At 71.8% G+C, this 19842-nt stretch carries 5 protein-coding genes; all 5 read right to left on the minus strand.

The window, feature by feature from the left end; translation table 11 throughout:
- Nucleotides 1-2 precede the first annotated feature (2 nt).
- On the minus strand, nucleotides 3-7073 hold the full coding sequence (locus tag ACUZ2Y_RS05220) for an amino acid adenylation domain-containing protein (protein WP_476327434.1): 7071 nt from the start codon (nucleotides 7071-7073) through the stop codon (nucleotides 3-5).
- Nucleotides 7070-15004, minus strand: coding sequence for an amino acid adenylation domain-containing protein (locus tag ACUZ2Y_RS05225; protein WP_476327436.1), 7935 nt, complete (start codon nucleotides 15002-15004; stop codon nucleotides 7070-7072). Before ACUZ2Y_RS05225 ends, ACUZ2Y_RS05220 begins: the two co-directional genes overlap by 4 nt.
- A gap of 135 nt (nucleotides 15005-15139) precedes the next feature.
- Nucleotides 15140-15391, minus strand: a complete 252-nt coding sequence (locus tag ACUZ2Y_RS05230) for an acyl carrier protein (RefSeq protein WP_476327438.1) — start codon at nucleotides 15389-15391, stop codon at nucleotides 15140-15142.
- Nucleotides 15392-15655: 264 nt separating this feature from the next.
- Nucleotides 15656-15862 carry an MbtH family protein gene (locus ACUZ2Y_RS05235; protein ID WP_476327440.1) on the minus strand — a complete coding sequence of 69 codons (207 nt, stop codon included), beginning with the start codon at nucleotides 15860-15862 and terminating at the stop codon, nucleotides 15656-15658.
- 23 nt (nucleotides 15863-15885) lie between these two features.
- Nucleotides 15886-19806 carry an amino acid adenylation domain-containing protein gene (locus ACUZ2Y_RS05240; protein ID WP_476327442.1) on the minus strand — a complete coding sequence of 1307 codons (3921 nt, stop codon included), beginning with the start codon at nucleotides 19804-19806 and terminating at the stop codon, nucleotides 15886-15888.
- Nucleotides 19807-19842 lie beyond the last annotated feature (36 nt).

The raw sequence follows: 19842 nt of genomic DNA on the forward strand, positions 1-19842 counted from the left end.
TCTCACCTCTCGGATAGGTAGGCAGTGCTGCGCTGGTCTGCCAGGAACTCGGCGATCCGGGCCAGCGGTCCCGGTTGCGTCATCTCGTCGTGCGAGCAGTCGATCGGGTGCACCTCGATTCGTCCGTCCACAGCGGACTCCCAGCCGGACACCTCGGGAGCGCCTGGACCGCGACCGGCGGTCGCCTGGAAGTAGCGGACGTCGCCGGCGTAGACCTGCGGGACGAACGCGTCGGCGAGGCGGGCGTTGTTGGCGGCCACGCGCTCGACCCGGGCGAGCCGGTCCGCGTCGAGGGCGCCGAACACGCTGCCGGACTCGGCCAGCGCGGCCGCCACCCGCTCGTGGGTGAGTTCGTGGCTCGTCGGGTCCACGCCCGCGGCGGCCAGCAGGCTCCGCAGAAAGTCCTCGCGGCTGCTTTCCGCGCGCCGCAAGCCGACGTAGGCGTCCATCATGGTCAGTTCGACCTCGGCGCCCGCACGCCGCAAACGGGTGGCGACAGCGTGGGCGACCAGGCCGCCGAAGGACCAGCCCAGCAGGCGGTAGGGGCCATCCGGTGCCACCGCGCGGATTTGCGCGAGGTAGTCCTCGGCCATCGCCTCGATCGACGGCGGCAGCTCGGCGGAACCGGTCAGTCCGCGGGCCTGCAGCGCGTACACCGGCTGGTCGGCAGGCAGGACCCGGAGCAGTCCGGAGTAGACCCAGCCGATGCCGAGGCCGGGGTGCACGCAGAACAGCGGCGGCCGGGATCCCGTGGCGCGCAGGGTGATCAGTGATTCGAACGCCGCCTCGGCCGACCGCGCGACGGTCGCCGCGCCGGTGTCGACCACCGCCGCCAGCTCAGCGGGCGTGGGCGCGTGGAACACCGCCGCGACTCCGATCCGGACGTGGAGCCGGTCGCGGACCAGCCCGACCAGGCGGGTGGTGAGCAGCGAATGCCCACCGAGGTCGAAGAAGTTGTCGTCGATGCCGACCCCCGCCACGCCGAGCACCTCACCGAACAGCTCGCAGACCGCGCGCTCCGCCGGGGTGCGCGGCGCCCGACCCATGGCCCGCTCGGCGAAGTCCGGGTCGGGCAGCGCCGAGCGGTCGAGCTTTCCGTTGCCGGTGAGCGGAAGCGCGTCGAGCGCGACGATCGCCGCGGGCATCATGGAGTCCGGCAGCTGTCGCGACAGCCGGGCGCGCAGTTCCTCCGGCGGCACCGTGCCGACCACGTAGGCGATCAGCCGGTCCGCGCGGACCAGCACCGTCGCCTCGGCGACGCCGTCCACACCGCGCAGCACGGATTCGATCTCGCCGAGCTCGACGCGGTGCCCGCGCAGCTTCACCTGATCGTCGGCCCGGCCCAGGTACACGAGGTCACCGCTAGGCAGCGCGCGGGCCAGGTCACCGGTGCGGTACATCAGCGAGCCCGCCGGGCCGTGCGGGTCGGCGGTGAACCGCAGCGAGGTCAGCCCGGCCTGGTTGAGGTAGCCGCGCGCCAGCGACGCGCCGGCGATGTAGAGCTCGCCGGGGACACCGGGCGGCACCGGGCGCAGCCGCGCGTCGAGCACGTAGGCGCGGGTCCCGGCGAACGGCTTGCCGATCGGCACCGGGCCCGCCGGCAGCGCGGCGCCCGCGGGGACGCGGTACTGCGTGCAGTTCACCGTCGCCTCGGTCGGCCCGTAGACGTTGACCACGTCCGCGTCGGGATGCGCCATGCGCCACGGTTCGACCGCCTCGCTGAGCAGGGCCTCGCCGCCGAGCAGCAGCTCACCGCTCGGCGAGTACGGCTCGGGCAGCGCGGTCAGCAGCGGCAGGTGGCTGGGCGTCGCCTTGAGGAAGGTGCACGGCCGCGCGGCGAGTGCGGCGGCGGTGTCATCGGACTCCTCCAGCGCCGCGACATGGACGCAGCCGCCCGCGACGAGCGGGGTGTAGAGCGCGGTCACGGTGAGGTCGAACGACACCGGCGAGTGCAGCAGCGCGGCGCCCGCCGCGCTCGGGTAGGCCGCGGCGGTCCAGCCGAGGTAGTCGGCGACGGACCGGTGCTCGACCACGACGCCCTTGGGCCTGCCGGTGGATCCCGAGGTGTAGATGACGTACGCGGGGTGCCGCGGCCGCAGCGGCGTGTGCCGGTCGGCGTCGGTCGGCGCGGTGACCGGGTGCGCGGCGAGGTCGGCGTTCTCCAGCAGCAGCAAGGGGAGATCGCCGCGCGGCAGCCGATCGGACACCGCAGCGGTGCTGATCAGCAAGGCGGGAGCGGAGTCCTGGAGGACGTACTGGATGCGGTCGGCCGGGTGCTCGGGGTCCAGCGGCACGTACGCGGCGCCGGACTTGAGCACCGCGAGCAGCGCCACGACCAGCTCGACCGACCGCGGCAGCGCCAGTGCGACGGTCGCGCCGGGCCCGGCGCCGTGCGCGATCAGCAGGTGGGCCAGCGCGTTCGCGCGTTCGTCCAGTTCCCGGTAGGACAGGGTGTTCCCGGCGCCGGTCACCGCCGTGGCGTCGGGCGTGCGGGCGACTTGGGCCTCGATCAGCTCGGCGACCGGCACGATCGGCACGTCGTGTGCCGCGCTGTTCCACTCGACCAGTGCCCGGTGTCGCTCCGCCGCGTCGAGAACCTCCAACGCGCCGATCGGCGTGTCCGGATCGGCCATGGCCGCGGCCAGGATGCGGGCGAACCGGTCGGCGATCCGCCGCGCCGTCGCCTCGTCGAACAGGTCGGCGCGGTAGGCCAGCATCCCGTCGAAACCGTCCGGCGCACCGGATTCGGTGTGCCGCTCGACCATGCTCATCGACAGGTCGAACTTGACGCCGCCGCCGGAGGCCGGGTGCGCGGTCGCTTCGAGGCCGGGCAGCGGCAGGCTCGCCTCGGAGTTGTTCTGCAGGGTCAGCATCACCTGGAACAGCGGGTGCCGGGCCAGTGAGCGCCGCGGGTTGAGCACCTCCACCAGCCGCTCGAACGGCACGTCCTGGTGGGAGTACGCGGCGAGGTCGGTCTCGCCGACTCGCCGCAGCAGCTCCCGGAAGGTCGGGTCGCCGGAGGTGTCGGTGCGCAGCACCAGCGTGTTGACGAAGAACCCGACCACGTCGTCGAGCGCGTCGTCGGTCCGGCCCGCGATCGGCGTGCCGATGGGGATGTCGTCACCCGCGCCGAGCCTGCTGAGCAGGGTCGCGAACGCGGCCTGCAGCACCATGAAGGGGCTCGCCGCACCCGCCCTGGCCAGTTCGGTGAGCCGCGCGTGGGTGGGCGCGTCCACCCGCACCGGCACCCGGCCGCCGCGGTAGTCGCTCGTCGCGGGGCGCGGCCGGTCGACGGGCAGACTCAGCTCGTCGGGGATCCCGGCCAGTTGCTCGGACCAGTAGCCGAGCTGTCGGGCGATGACACTGTCCGGGTCGTCCTCGCTGCCGAGGAGTTCGTGGTGCCACAGCGCGTAGTCGGCGTACTGCACGGCCAGTGGTGTCCACTGTGGAGCTTCTGCGGCGACCCGCGCGGTGTAGGCCAGCGACAGGTCGCGTGCCAGCGGCGCCATCGACCAGCCGTCGGCGGCGATGTGGTGCAGCAGCAGGACCAGCACGTGCTCGCGCTCGCCGGTGGCGAACAGGTGCGCGCGCAGCGGCGGTTGCGCGGTCAGGTCGAACCCGGACGCGGCCGCCGCCTCGATCGCGCCGTCCACCGCGTCCGGCGCGATGTCGGCGATGGACAGCTCGACCTCGTGCGCGTCCAGCACGACCTGGTGCGGCACGCCGCCGTCGCCCTCCGGGAAGACCGTGCGCAGCGACTCGTGCCTGCCGACCACGTCCGACAGCGCCCGGCGCATCGCGGCGCGGTCGAGATCGCCGGTCAGCCTGATGGCCACGGGCAGCGCGTACGCGCCTGCCTGGCCGCCCATTCGGTTGAGGAACCACAGCCTGCGCTGCGCGAAGGACAGCGGCACGACATCGGGTCGCGGCCGGGCCACGAGGGCGTTCCTGGCCCGGGAGTCGCCGTCGAGCCTGCGGGCGAGCGCGGCGACGGTCGGCGCCTCGAACAGCGTGCGGATGGCCAGTTCCACGCCCAGCGCCGATCGAACCCGGCTGACCAGTCTGGTCGCCAGCAGCGAGTGCCCGCCGAGGTCGAAGAAGCTCTGCTCGACACCGATCCCGTCGATGCCCAGCACCTCCGCGAACAGGTCGCGAAGCGTCTGTTCCTCACGGGTCGCGGGCTCCCGCCCGGCGGTGGCGACCAAGTCGGGGGCGGGCAGGGACTTGTGGTCGACTTTTCCGTTGGGGGTCACCGGGAAGTCGTCGAGCACGACGAGCGCGGCGGGCACCATGTACTCCGGCAGCGTCTCGGCCGCGCGCTCGCGCAGGGCGGCGGTGTCGATGGCGGCGTCGGCAGCGGACACGGGCACGAGATAGCCGACCAGACGCCGGTCGCCCGGTCGGTCCTCGCGAACGAACACGCGGGCCTGGGCCACCGCGGGGTCCGCGGCCAGCACGGCCTCGATCTCGCCGAGTTCGACCCGGAAGCCGCGGATCTTCACCTGCTCGTCGGCCCGGCCGACGAACTCCAGTTCGCCCGCCGGGGTCCAGCGGACCACGTCACCGGTGCGGTACATCCGGGCGCCGCCCGCCTCGAACGGGTTGGCGACGAACCGGTGCGCGGTCAGCGCGGCCTGGTTGAGGTAGCCCCGCGCGAGTCCCAAGCCTGCGACATACAGCTCGCCGGACACGCCGGGTGACACCGGCCGCAAGGCCGAGTCCAGGACGTAGCAGCGCAGGTTCGCCACCGGCGTGCCGATGGGCGGGACGGCGCCGGGGGCCAGCGGCCCGCTGATCGCGGAAGCCACGGTGGTCTCGGTCGGACCGTAGCCGTTGATCATCGTGCGGCCCGCGGACCAGCGCCGGACCAGTTCAGCCGAGCACGCCTCGCCCGCGGTGACCAGGACGCCACCGGGCAGGAGGTCGGCCTCGGCGGTCATGTTCGCCAGCGCGACCGGCGGGAGGGTGGCGTGGGTGATCCGCTGCTCGCGCAGCACCGAGGCCAGCGGCTCACCCGGCATCATCTGCTCTCGGCTCGCCAGCACCAGGGCGCCGCCGCAGAGCAGACCCATGACGTATTCCCAGAACGCGGCGTCGAAGCTGGGTGAGGCGAACTGCAGCGTGCGGGTGCCCGGGCCGACACCGAGCCTGCTGGTGTGGGTGTGCACCAGGCTCGCGACGCCCGCATGGGACACCACGACGCCCTTGGGCCGTCCGGTGGATCCTGAGGTGTAGATGACGTAGGCGGGGTTGGCCGCGACATGCGGCGCGATCCGGTCGTCGTCGGTCGGGCGGGTCGTGCGCTCCCCGTCCGCGTCCGGCCCGTCGACGGCCAGCCGGGGCAGGTCGGCGGACGCCTTGGCGATGATCTCGTCGGCGGCGGAGTCGACCAGTGCCAGCGTGGGACGGGCGTCGTCGAGCATGTAGGCGATCCGGTCGGCGGGGTACTCGGGGTCCACCGGCAGATAGGCCGCGCCCGCCTTGCCGACGGCCAGCACGGAGACCATCTGGTCGACCGAGCGTGCGCCCGCGACCGCCACGAGCTGCTCCGGCCCGATGCCGCGGGCGATGAGCAGGTGCGCCAACCGGTTCGCCCGCACGTCCAACTCGGCGTAGGTCAGGGTGGTGTCGCCATGGATGAGGGCGGGTGCGTCCGGTGTGCGGTCGACCTGGGCCTCGAAAAGCTCGGAGATGGTCGCCCGCGGCAGGTCGGCGGCGGTGTCGTTCCAGTCGACGAGCACCCGTTCCCGCTCGGCCGCCGACATCGTGTCGATCCGACCGACCGGCCGCTCCGGGTTCGCCGCGACAGCGGCGAGTGTGCCGATGAGCTTGTCCATGATGGACTCGACCTGCTCGGCGTCGAAAACGTCCGTGCGGTAGGACAGCCGCAGCTGCATCTCGCGTCCCGAGACGCCCGCCGCGAAGCTCAGCGGGTAGTGCGTTCCGTCCTTTGTGGGCACACCGCGGATCAGCAGCCCGCCGATGGTGGCGGTGTCATCGTCGTACTCGACGGGATAGTTCTGGAACACGGTGACCGTGTCGAACAGCCGCTGGTAGCCCGCCATCGCCTGGACCTCGGCCAGACCGACGTACTGGTGCGGCATCAGCTCGGACTGCTGGACCTGCAGCCGGTCGAGCAGGTCGACGACCGGCTCCCCCGGGCTCCAGCGCACCCGCACCGGCAGGGTGTTGATGAACAGCCCCACCATCGACTCGACGCCCGCGACCTCCGGCGGCCTGCCGGACACCGTGCTGCCGAACACCACGTCGCAGCGCCCGGTGAGGGTGCCGAGCACCAAGCCCCAGGTTCCCTGCACGATCGTGTTGAGGGTCAGGCTCCGCGTCCGGGCGCAGCCGTGCACCGCCTCGGCGATGTCCGAGGGCACCACGCGGGTCACCGTGACCGGCCGCCCGGGTGCGGCGCCGGGGTCGGTGGGCAGCACCAGGGTCGGCTCGTCGAGCCCGGCCATGGCCGCGCGCCAGGCCTCGTTCGCGGCCGCCCGGTCCTGTCGGGCGATCCAGGACAGGTAGTTCTTGTACGGCGTGACCGGCGGCAGGCCGCTGTCCTCGCCCTTGGCCGCGTAGAGCTGGAACAGCTCGCGCACCACGATGGGCATGGACCAGCCGTCGAGCAGCAGGTGGTGCTTGCTCAGCGCCAGCCGGAACCGGCCCGGGGCGAGCCGGTACACGCTGAACCGCATGAGCGGCGGGGCGGTGAGGTCGAACCGCTCCGCCCGGTCGGCGGCGTGCCGCGCGGCCAGTTCCGCCGCCTGCGCCGTCGAGTCCATTGTGGACAGGTCGATTTGGCGCCACGGCACGGTGAACTTGCGCGGGATGACCTGGACCGGGCGCTCGACGTCCTCGTGCTGGAACCCGGCGCGCAGGTTGGCGTGGCGGTTCAGCAGGGCGTTGGCCGCCACGCGCAGCGCGCGCACGTCCAGCGGCCCCTCGATGTCGAGCAGGAGCTGGGAAAGGTAGATGTCCTCGCCGGAGGAATCCAGCAGCGTCTGGAAGAGCAGCCCCTCCTGCATCGGGGACAGCGGCAGGACGTCTTCGACCCTGGACTGTTTCACTGCGCCATCTCCCACTCGTCACTGAACTCGTCCGCGTCGTCGGCACCGTCGCCCGGGGTGTCCAGCCGCGACTCGAACCGGTCGAGCTGGTCCTGGGTGATGGCGACCAGCCCGGTGTCGGACGGGGTGAGCCCGCCGACGTCGCCGCGTTCGGCGTGCGCGACCAGGCCGCGCAGCGCGTCGGCGAAGCAGTCCATCAGCTCGCGGACGTCCGGCTCGGTGAGCAGGGTCCGCGGCCAGGACCAGACGACCACCAGGCGAGGCCCGTCGGCGTGGTCCTCGGTGATCGCGTTGACCGACAGGCTGTGCGTGAGCGGGGTCGCCGGATCCGGCCTGGGGCCGTGCAGATCCACCCCGCCGACGGTTCCCGCGTCGGTCACCGACGCCCACGGCGTCGGCTTGGCCGCGGTCCCGACGGTGTGCCTGCCCAGGTAGTTGAAGCTGAGCTGCGGGTCGAGCAGGTCGGCCAGCTCCGCCCTGGTGTCGTGGTTGAGGAAGCGCAGCAGGCCGTAGCCGATTCCGCTGTCCGGCAGCCTGCGCAGCTGCTCCTTCACCCGCTTGAGCGCGTCGCCGACGGCGGGGCCGCCCTCGGCCAGCTCGGTCCAGTCGATCTCGCCGGGATCGAGCCGCACCGGATAGCGGCTGGTGAACCAGCCGACCGTGCGCGACAGGTCCACCAGCGCGTCCACACTGGACTCTTCGCGGCCGTGGCCCTCCAAGTCCACGAGCACGACGGAGGTCTCGTCCTCGTCGCGGCTCGCCCGCCACCGCGCCACCGCCAGCGCGAGGCCGGTGAGCAGCACGTCGTTGACACCCGAGCGGTAGACGGCGGGAACCACGGACAGCAGCGGCGCGGTCAGCTCCGCGGGCAGTGTCTGCGTGACGAACCCGACCGAGCCCATCGTGTCCTGGGTGGGGTCGAACGGCCGGTCGCCCAGCAGCGGGTCGTACTCGTCCTGGATCTCGGTCCACATCGGCAGTTCCGCGATCCGCTTCGCGTCGTGCGCCTGCGCGGTGAGGTGCTCCGACCAGCGGCGAAACGACGTGCCGACCTCTTGCAGCGCGGGCTCGCGGCCCGCGGTCACCGCCGCCCACGCCGCGGCGAGGTCCTCGGTGACGATCCGCCAGGACACGCCGTCGACCACGAGGTGGTGCGCGACGACGAGCACCCGGCCCGCCTCGCCCGGTCCCGCGTCGAACCAGACGACCTGCACCATGCGGCCCGCGCCGGGCTCGGTGCGGTCCCATGCCTCGTCGCCGTGCGCGGCGACCGACTCGTGCAGCGCGGAGCCCGCGAGCCCGGCGACGTCGACCCGGCGCACGCACTCCGCGGCGGGAACCGCGCCCGGCTCGGGGATCTCCAGCTTCCACTCAGACCCGGTGTCGTCGCGGTCGAGGCGCATCCGCAGCGCGTCGTGCCGGTCGAGCACCGCCTGCACAACCTTGACCAGCCCGTCGAGGTCGAGGTCGGCGGGGGCGTGCAGCATCGTCGACTGGTTGAACCGGCCGATCGGCCCGCCGCGCTCGCGGAAGCGGTGCAGCGCCGGGGTCAGCGCGACGGTCCCGGTGCCTTGGTCGGGGCCCGCGCTGACAACGCTGTCGAGGGTGCCCGCGACCGCGGCGAGCGCGGCGACGGTTTTGCACTCGAACACGTTGCGCGGGGTGATCACCAGCCCCGCCCTGCGGGCCCGGCTCACCAGTTGGATGGAGATGATGCTGTCGCCGCCGAGTTCGAAGAAGTTGTCGTCGATGCCGACGGTCGGCACGCCGAGCACCTCGCCGAACAGTCCACACAGGACTTCCTCGGCGGCGTCGCGCGGGCCGCGCCCGGTGGACACCGGGGTCAGGTCCGGCGCTGGCAGCGCCGAGCGGTCGAGCTTGCCGTTCGGGGTCAGCGGCAGGGCGTCGAGCACGACGAACGCCGACGGCACCATGTAGTCCGGCAGCGCGGCCTCGGCGTGGGCGCGGACCTCCACTGGGTCCACCGGAGTGCCATTGGGGACCAGGTAGGCGACCAGGCGTCGGTCACCGGGACGGTCCTCACGGACGATCACCGACGCGGTCGCGACGCCGGGGTGGCCGACCACGACCGACTCGATCTCGCCGAGTTCGATCCGGAAGCCGCGGACCTTGACCTGGTCGTCGACCCGGCCGATGAACACCAGGTCACCGTTGTTGCGCCGCTTGGCCAGGTCGCCGCTGCGGTACATCCGCGACCCCGGCGGGCCGAACGGGTTGGCCACGAAGCGTTCCGCGGTGAGGGCGAACCTGTTCAGGTAGCCGCGCGCGGTCTGGCTGCCCGCCACGTACACGTCGCCGGTCACGCCGGGCGGCACCGGGCGCAAAGCGGCGTCGAGGATGTAGACGTCGATGTTGTCGAACGGCCTGCCCACGGCGAGCGGTCCCGCCGCGACCTCGGCACCCGGCTTGATCCGGTACTCCGCGCAGTTCACTGTCGTCTCGGTCTGGCCGTAGACGTTGAGGACCGTGCAGTCGGGCTTGCGGGTGCGCAGATCGGTGAGCGCCTCGCCGAGCAGCATCTCGCCGCCCAGCAGCAGGTGCCCGCTCGGTGAGTACTCCCGCGGCAGCGCGGCGAGCAGCGCGAGGTGACTCGGTGTCGCCTTGAGGAAGGTGCACTCGCGCTCGGCGAGCGCGGCGCGCACCCCTTCGTCGTCCTCCAGCGCGGAGAGCAGCACCGTGCCGCCCGCGACCAGCGGCGTGTAAAGGCCGGTCACCGTCAGGTCAAACGAGATCGGCGAGTGCAGCACGGTGAGCCCACCGGTGCTCGGGTACTTCGCCGACGTCCACGCCAGGTAGGCCGACAGCGCGGCGTGCCCGATGACCACGCCCTTCGGCCTGCCGGTGGAGCCGGAGGTGTAGATCACGTACGCCGGGTTCTCGGGCCGCAGCGGCGCGACCCGGTCGGCGTCGGTCACCTCATCGGAGCGCCGGGACGCGATGTGCGAGACCACGGCGGGGTCGTCCAGGCTCAGCCGGGTGACCTCTGTGGACAGTTCGGGAAGGGTGGTGTCCGCGGCAGTCAGCAGCAGCACGGGAGCGGTGTCGTCGAGCATGAACCGGATCCGCTCGGCTGGGTACTGCGGATCGACGGGCAGGTAGGCCGCGCCGGTCTTCACCACGGCGAGCAAGGCGACCACGAGTTCCACCGAGCGCGGCAGGGCGATCGCGACGTAGCGCTCCGGTCCGACACCGCGCTCGATCAGCGTCCGCGCGAGCCGGTTGGCTCGGGCGTCGAGTTCGGCGTAGTCGACGCGCTGCGAACCGTGGATCAGCGCGATCGCCGACGGGTGGGCGGCCACCGTGGCCCGCAGCCGCTCCGGAAGCGCGACGACGGGGACATCGCGGCGCGCGCCGTTCCATTCGACGAGCACGCGCTCGCGTTCGGCGGCGTCGAGCAGTTCGACCTCGCTGACGCGGGCGCCCGGGTCGGCGACCATCGCCTCCAGCACGCGGACCATGCGCCTGCCGAGCGCGGCGACGGTCTGCTCGTCGAACAGGTCGAAGCTGAAGTCGATCGCGCCGTGGATGCCCGCGGGCGCGCCGTCGCCGCCCGTGCGTTCCTCGAAGCCGAACGACAGGTCGAACTTCGACACCTCGAGGCCCGCGTCGCGCGGAGCGCAGGTCAGGCCGGGCAGGTCGAACTCGGGGGCCGGGTTGTTCTCGACGGTCAGCATGACCTGGAACAGCGGGTGCCGCGACAGCGACCGGTCCGGGCTGAGCGCGTCGACCAGCCGCTCGAACGGCACATCCTGGTTGGCGAACGCGGCCAGGTCGGCCTCCCGCACCCGCCCGAGCAGTTCACGGAACGTCGGGTCGCCGGAGGTGTCCGTGCGCAGCACCAGGGTGTTGAGGAAGAAGCCGACGAGGTCATCGAGCGCCTCGTCAGTCCGGCCCGCGATGGCGCTGCCGATCGGCACGTCCGTGCCCGCGCCGAGCCGGGTCAGCAGCGCGGCGAGCGCGGCCTGCAGCGTCATGAAGAGGCTGACGCGGCTGCCGCGGACGAGCCCGAGCAGGCCGCGGTGCAGGGTGGCGTCGAGTTCGAACTCGACCGATCCGCCGCGGTGGCCCGCCACCGCGGGCCGGGCCCGGTCGGTCGGCAGCTCCAACTGCTCCGGAATGCCCGCCAGGGTGTCCTTCCAGAAGGCGAGCTGGCGTGCCTGCACACTGTCGGGGTCGTGCTCGTCGCCCAGCATGTCGCGCTGCCACAGCGCATAGTCCGCGTACTTCACCGGCAGCGGCTCCCAGCGCGGCTCCCCGCCCGCGCGCCTGGCCCCGTACGCGGTGGAGATGTCCCGGGCGAGCGGCGCCATCGACCAGCCGTCGGCCGCGATGTGGTGGATCACCAGGACCAGGACATGCCGGTCGGCACTGACGGCGAACAGGTGCGCGCGAACGGGCAACTCGGTCGCCAGGTCGAAGCCGCGGGCGGCGGCCCGCGCCACCGCGTTGTCCACTTCGGACTCACTGACGTCCGCGACGGACAGTGGCAGCCGGGCGTCGCCGACGATTTCCTGGCGCGGCGTGCCGTCGGTGTCGGGGAACCGGGTGCGCAGCGGCTCGTGCCGGGTGAGGACGTCGGCGAGCGCGTGGCGCAGCGCGTCGACGTCCAGGTCGCCGTCGATGTCCATGGTCAGCGGCATGTTGTAGGTCGCGGACTGGTTCTCGAACCGGTTGAGGAACCACAGCCGCCGCTGGCCGAACGACAGCGGGATCACGTCCGGGCGTACCGCCGGGCGCACGGCGGGCCGCGCGCCGTCCGCCCCGGCGAGCCTGCCCGCCAGCGCGGCCACGGTGGGCGCCTCGAAGAGGGTGCGGATCGACAGTTCGACGCCGAGCGTCGAGCGCACCCGGCTGACCAGCCGGGTCGCCAGCAGCGAATGCCCGCCCAGGTCGAAGAAGCTGTCCTCCACGCCGACCGAGGCGACGCCGAGAACGTCGGCGAACAGCCCACACAACAGTTCCTCGACTGGTGTGCGGGGCGCGCGACCGCCGGCGGCGCAGGCGAACTCGGGCGCGGGCAGCGCCTTGCGGTCGAGCTTTCCGTTGGGGGTCAAGGGAAGCGCGTCGAGCACCACGAACGCGGAGGGAACCATGTAGTCCGGGAGCAGACCTGACGCGTGGGCGCGCAGGGTCGCGGTGTCCAGTGCGCCGCCCGCCGCGGGCACCAGGTAGGCCACCAGCCTGCGGTCGCCCGGCTGGTCCTCGCGCACCAGCACCGCGACGTCGCCGGTGCTGTCGTGCGCGCCGAGGATCGACTCGATCTCGCCCAGCTCGATCCGGAACCCGCGGATCTTCACCTGCTCGTCGGCGCGGCCGACGAACTCCAGGTTGGCGTCCTCGGCCCAGCGCGCGACATCGCCCGTGCGGTACATGCGCGTTCCGGGGGCACCGAACGGGTCGGCGACGAAGCGGTGGGAGGTCAGGCCGGACTGGCCGTGGTAGCCGCGGGCCAAGCCGGAGCCCGCGACGTACATCTCCCCCGCCACACCGGGCGGGGCGGGGCGCAGACCGCTGTCGAGCACGTAGACGCGCAGGTCCGGGATCGCGCGCCCGATCATGCTGCCCGGGCTGACCGCGGCGGTGGGCTCGTCGAGGGCCAGGTAGCTGACGTGCACCGTCGTCTCGGTGATGCCGTACATGTTGACCAGCACCGGGGCATCGTCGCCGTGCCGGGAGTACCAGTCCGCCATCCGCCACAGGTCCAGCGCCTCGCCGCCGAACACCACGTAGCGCAGCGCCAGCTCGCGGCCGACCGCCGGGTTCTCCCGGTCGGCTTGCATGAGCTGGTAAAACGCGGACGGGGTCTGGTTGAGCACGGTGACCCGCTCACGGGCGAGCAGGCGCAGGAACTCCTCGGGCGACCGGGTCACCGAGTGCGGGACCACGACGAGCTTGCCGCCGTTGAGTAGCGGGCCCCACAGTTCCCAGACCGAGAAGTCGAAAGCGTAGGAGTGGAACAGGGTCCACGCGTCGTCCGGTCCGAAGCCGAACCAGTGCTCCGTCGACGACAGCAGGCGCAGCACGTTGCCGTGCGGGATCACCACGCCCTTGGGGCGTCCTGTCGAACCCGAGGTGTAGATCACGTACGCGGGCCGCTCGGGACACAGCTCGACCGCGGGCGATCCGGCAGGCAGCGATGCGAGCGCGGCCAGGGTCTCGTCGTCGTCCAGCACGACCGCGTCGACGTCGGGCCCGAGCGCGGTGACACCGGCTCGCGTTCCCACGATCAGCGCCGGCTCCGCGTCGGCGATCATGTAGGCGAGGCGCTCCGGCGGGTAGTCCGGGTCGAGCGGCACGTACGCGGCGCCGGACTTGAGCACCGCCAACACCGCGACCACCAGCTCCGCCGAGCGCGGCACCGCCAGGGCGACGAAACGCTCCGGTCCGGCGCCGCGGGCCACCAGCAGGTGCGCCAGCCGGTTCGCCCGCGCGTCCAGTTCCCGGTAGGACAACCGGGTTTCCTCGAACACCACGGCGGTGGCGTCCGGGGTCAGCGCGGCCTGCCGGTCGAATGCCTCGACGATCGAGGCGTGCGCCGAGGGCCGCGCGTCGGCGCCGTCGTTCCACAGCTCGACGACCTGGTGCACCTCGGGCGCGGTGAGCACGTCGATGCGGCCGACCGTCTGGTCCAGGCCCGCGGACAGTGTCCGGAAAAGGTGGACGAGCCGGTCGGCGAGGCGGCGCACGGTGTCGGCGGCCAGCACCTCGGGCCGGTAGTCCAGGCGCAGGACGAGGCAGCCGTCCTCGATCCCGGCGATCAGGCCGATCGGGTAGTGCGTCGCGTCGATCGCGCTGACCGCGGCGACCTGGATGTCCCCCGCGGTCGCCCGCAGCGCGGCTGGGTCCATCGGGTAGTTCTCGTACACCGCGATGGTGTCGAACAGCGTGGCGTGGCCCGCGACCCGCTGCACCTCGGTAAGCCCGAGGTGCTGGTGCGCCATCAGCCGCGACTGCTCGTCCTGCACGCCGCGCAGCACGTCCGCGAAGGACTCGGCGGCGCCCAGCCGGACCCGGACCGGCAGGGTGTTGATGAACAGGCCGACCATCGACTCGATGCCGGGGATCTCCGGGGGGCGGCCGGACACCGTGGCGCCGAAGACGACGTCCTCGCGGCCCACGTGCCGGGCCAGCAGCAGCGCCCAGGCACCCTGCACGACGGTGTTCATGGTCAAGCCGTTGCCGCGGGCCTGCTCGGCGATCCGTCGGGTGGCATCGGCGTCGAGGGTGACGGTGTGGTGCTCCGGCGCGATCCCGCTGTTCTCGACGGCGTCCGGGGCGATCAGCGTGGGTTCGGCCAGCCCGTCGAGCGCGGCCGCCCACGCGGACTCGGCGCCCGCGCGGTCCTGGCCCGCCAGCCACGCGAGGTACTGCTTGAACGGGGTCACCGGCGGCAGGCCGGACTCGTCGCCGTGGCGGGCGTAGAGCTCGAAGAGCTCGCTCACCAGGATCGGCATCGACCAGCCGTCCATCAGGATGTGGTGGTTGGTCAGCACGAGCCGGTGGCGGTCGGGGCCGAGGCGGAACAGGGTGAACCGAAGCAGCGGCGGGCGGGCCAGGTCGAACCGGGTGGCCCGGTCCGCGGCGATCATCCGGTCAAGTTCGGCCGCCCGCGCCTCACCGTCCATTTCGGACAAATCGATTTCCGACCACGGCGGGTCGATCTCGCGCGGGATGACCTGCACCGGCTGGTTCAGCTTCTCGTGCCGGAACGCGGCCCGCAGATTCGGGTGCCTGCGCAGCAGCGCACGGGTCGCGGCGCGCAGCGCGGTGACGTCCAGGGCGCCGTCGAGGTCGAACAGCAACTGCACCGTGTAGACGTCGACACCCTGCTCGTCGTAGAGCGAATGGAACAGCAGACCTTCCTGCAGCGGCGAGAGCGGCAGCACGTCCGCGATGCCAGGCTTGGTCATCTTTCACAGCCTCCAGTCAGCTTCGTGCAGGTCGATCTCGTTCGGTGGCGCCGGGTCAGGAAGGTGACGAACGGGCGCGGGGCGGGCCGGCTCAGGAGGGGGCCTGAGCCGGCCCGGATCGGGTCGGTCCGCGCCTTACCAGCCCGCGGACTCGCCGACGACCTGGTAGACACCCCGCAGGTTGACCATGCGGCCCAGCTCGGTCTGGTCGATGACGGTGGAGAACTGCTTCTCCAGCGAGGCCAGGATCTCGATGGCGCGCAGCGAGTCCGCGCCGTGGTCCTCCTTGAACAGGCTCTCCTGGGAGACCTCGTCGGCGTCGATCTCGAGGATCTCGCAGACAATGTCCTTGATCTGGTCCATGCGCTCGTCGACGGCGGCAGTCATCTCAAGTTTCCTTTCGGTGGAAGCGACGAGAATCGGGCTCCAGCGGCGCCGATCCCATCTTCGAAACAATCCTGACACCCCCCGCACAACCACGGAAGCCGCTCTTCCTATTGCTGCAGTAATTTGGCGCCGCCTTCGGCGGCGCGGCTCGGTCGCCTTGATGGTGACGTTTCGGGGGTCCCACACGAACACTGCCAACTTCGATGGCGTGTTCGTGTGGGACCCCCGAAACGTCACCGCGACCGAGCGTTTATGCTCGATATGTCAGCGATCAGCCCCTACCAGACTTGCTGGGCGCATGTCGGTCCAGTTCTCCTCGACGTAGGCGAGGCACGAATCCCTGTTCGCCTCGCCGTGGACCGTGCGCCAGCCCGCGGGCACGTCGATGAACGCGGGCCACAGCGAGTGCTGGTTCTCGTCGTTCACCAGCACGAGAAACGTGCCCTCGGTATTCTCGAACGGGTTTGTCATGTCGAGCCTCCTCGATTCTCGAATTATTCTCCGTGGATTTCTCGCAGTTCTTCCGCGAGAATTCCGCCGATTTCCGCCAGCGGTCCTGGCTTCATCAGATCGGTGTGCTTGCGGTCGACCCGGCGGGTCTTGATCCGGCCGCCGACATAGGGCCGCCACGTTTCCGGGGTCGGCGAGATGTCGATCTTGTCGAGAGTCGCGGCGATGACGACCACGTCGCCGTTGTAGAACGAGGGGACGCTCTCGTGGACGAGGTTTCGGTTGTTGGCGTAGATCCGCCCGATCGCCTCGATGTGCCGCTGCTCAAGACTCGCCAGGGAACTGCCCAGCTTGCGCAGCGTGTCGGTGACCTTCTGGTGGGTCAGCGGCTTGCGGCCCAGGTGGCGCCGGTCGTAGCCGACCCAGCTGAGCAGGTCGGCGAGCACGTCCTGCTCGCCGAGCTCGGCGAGTGTCTGCCCGGGATAGGTGTCCAGGATCGCCACCAGGCCGACCTGTTCGCCCGCCGCCTCCAGTTGCGCGGCCATGACCTGCGCCAGGATTCCCCCCGAGGAATAGCCGACGAAATGGTAGGGACCAGTCGGCTGGACCTCGCGGATCAGCCGCAGATAGTCGGCGGCGGTCTCGGCGAAGCTGCCCGGCAGTCGCTCATCGCCGTCGAGTCCGCGCGCCTGCAGGCCGTAGATCGGATACCCGCCCTCCAGGTACTTGATCAGCCCGGCGTAGCACCAGGACAGCCCGCCCGCCGGGTGGACGCAGAACACCGCGGGCCGATCACCGTGCGGCCGCAACGGAAGCAGCACGTCGAGCGCGTCGGAGGCCCGCGCGTCGGAGTCCAGCTTCCCGACCATCATCGCCACGGTCGGGGCTTCGAACACCGTGCGGATCGTCAGCGTGACGCCGAACGCGGACCTGATCTTGTTGATCAGTTTGGTGGCCAGCAGCGAGTGCCCGCCGAGGTCGAAGAAGTTGTCGTCGACCCCGACCCTCGGCAGGCCGAGCACCTCCGCGAACAGCCCGGCGAGGATCTCCTCCTGCGGGGTGCGCGGCCCCCGGGCTGACACAGTGGACGCGATATCGGGCGCGGGCAGTGCTTTGCGGTCCAGCTTCCCGTTGGAACTCAGTGGAAGCGCGGGGAGCACGAGGAACGCCGAGGGCACCATGTAATCGGGCAGCGCACCGGCCAGGGCCGCGCGCACCTGGTCGAGATCGGGAGCGCGGCCGTCGTCCGGGACCAGGTAGCCGACCAGGCGCTTGTCCCCCGGCCGGTCCTCACGCACGATCACCGCGGCCGTCGCGACGCCGTCCTGCCTGGCCAGCACGGTCTCGATCTCGCCGAGCTCGATACGCAGCCCGCGGATCTTCACCTGGTGGTCGGCCCGTCCGGCGTAGTGCAGGTTGCCGGTGGCGTCCCAGCGGGCCAGGTCGCCGGTGCGGTACATCCGCGATCCCGGCGGCCCCAGCGGGTTCGCGACGAAACGCTCCGCGGTGAGCGCCCACCGGTCGTGGTAGCCGCGGGCGAGCTGCACGCCCGCCAGGTAGAGCTCGCCGACGACGCCGACGGGCAGCGGGTTCAGCGCGGCGTCGAGCACATAGGTGCTCGTGTTCCACACCGGCGCGCCGATCGGCACCGGACCCGGCGCGTCGGCGCACTCCCACGACGTGACGTCGACCGACGCCTCGGTCGGCCCGTAGAGGTTGTGCAGCGCGACGCCCGGCAGGGTCTGGTGGAATTGGGCCGCCACCTCCTCGGGCAGCGCCTCGCCGCTGCACATGACCTGGCGCAGCCCGGTGCACTCGGCCGCGGTCGGTTCGGCCAGGAAGACCTGCAGCATCGACGGCACGAAGTGCAGCGTGCTCACCCGCGCGTCGCGGATCAGCTCGGCCAGGTAGGCGGGCTCGCGGTGGCCCTCCGGCCGGGCGAGCACCAGCGTGGCGCCCTCGATGAGCGGCCAGAAGAACTCCCACACCGACACGTCGAATCCGGACGGGGTCTTCTGCAGCACCCGGTCCCGCGCGGTCAGCTGGTACCGGTGCTGCATCCACCTGAGCCGGTTGACGATCCCCTCGTGCGGCACCAGCACGCCCTTGGGCCGCCCGGTCGATCCGGAGGTGTAGATCATGTACGCCGGGTTCGCCGGATCCACCGACACCGCGGGCGGGTGCGCCTGCCGGTCGGTGATCCGGCTTGCGTCCGGCCCGTCCACCACCAGGACCTCGACGTCGAGGTCGGCGGGCAGGACCGCCACCGTGGCCGTGGTCGCCAGCAGCAGCGCGGGCCGCGCGTCCGCCAGGGTGAACGCGATCCGGTCGGCCGGGTAGTCCGGGTCGATGGGCAGGTAGGCCGCGCCGGACTTGAGGGTGGCGAGCAGCGCGACGATCAGGTCCACCGAACGCGGCAGGGCCAGTGCGACCACCCGCTCGGGACCCGCGCCGCTCGCGACCAGGACGTGCGCGAGCCGGTTCGCCCTGGCGTGCAGTTCGGCGTAGGTGATCGCCGACCCCTCGAACACCACGGCCGTGCTCTCGGGCGAGCGCTCCGCCTGCCGCCGCAGCAGTTCGGTCAGGGTGTCGGCGGCGACCGGCGCCGAGGTGTCGTTGAACGCGGTGACGACCAGGTCATGCTCCCCGGGCAGCAGTGCCGCCACGGTGCCGACCGACCGCCGCGGCCCGGCCGCGGCGAGGTTCGCCAGGAACGCGGCGAACCGGCGCTGGTGCGCGGCGATCTCCTCGTCGGCGTAGAGCTCCGGGTTCGCGTCGAAGTCGATCTGCAGCCCCCGGCCGTCGCCCCGGTCGTAGACGTTGACCGAGAGGTCGTCGGACGGGCCGATCGACAGGTTGTGCACGAGCGCGCGGTGCGTGCCGAACTTGAGGTCGTAGTCGAACATCATCACGTTGACCTCGGGCCCGACCAGGCGCCGCTCGTCGCCGAGCAGCCCGCGGTCGCGGCGCAGGTCCTCGTAGCGGTAGCGCTGGTGGCGCATCGCCGACCGAAGCTGTTCCGACGTGTGCGCCAGCAGATCCGCGACGCTGTCGCCCGGCGTGACCGCCAGGCGCAGCGGCACGACGTTGGACACCATGCCGGGCGCCGACCTGGCGGACTTGCCAAGGCGGGTGGTGACCGGCAACCCGAGCACGACCTCGGGCGCCGAGGTGAACCGCTGCAGATACGCGCCCACGGCCGCCATCAGCACCGACGGCCAGGTGACGCCGACCTCCCTGGCGAGGTCGCGCAGCGCGTCGGCGATCGGCTCGGCGAGGTACTCGGTGTGCCGGACCAGGCCGTGCGCCATGGTCGGCTTGCGCGCGGCCAGGCTCACCGGCTCGGCGCCTCCCGCCAGCGCCTCCCGCCAGAACTCCTTGTCCGCGGCGAACTTCTCCGAGGCCCGGTAGTCGGCGTCGAGCGCGACCAGCGTCGACAGCGGCGCGAATGGCGAGACCCGCGCCGGGATGCCGTCGGCCAGCGCGGTGTAGACCTCGCCGATCCGCTGGGCGATCATCGCCACGGCGTAGCCGTCGACCACGACGTGGTGGTAACGGTAGTAGAGGAGATCCTGTTCACCGTCCACACGAAACAGTGCGAAGTGGAACAGCGGCCCGTGTGCGGGGTCGACCGGCCTGCCCAAATCCGACCGCATGGCCGCGACAGCGGCGGCCCGGGGGTCCGGCTCGGCGCTGACGTCGACGATATCGAGCGACCAGCGCGGTTCGCGGTCGAGCACCTGCCACGGCCCGTCGTGGTCGGCGACGATCCGCACGCGCAGGGTCTGTGCTTCCGCGACGACCTGTCGCAGCGCCTCCTCGAGCAGGGCCTCGTCCACGGTGCCCTGGATCTCCAGGTACTCCCCCGCGTTGTAGATGGGATTCTCGGGATCCAGTTGCTGTGCGTACCAGATTCCCGACTGTGCGGCCGTCAACGGGAAACGGCCCGACCCGGAGTCAGGCATGGCGATCCATCCTCGTGTGGTGTGCTGGTCGGTCAG

The sequence above is a fragment of the Actinokineospora sp. UV203 genome (assembly GCF_056323665.1).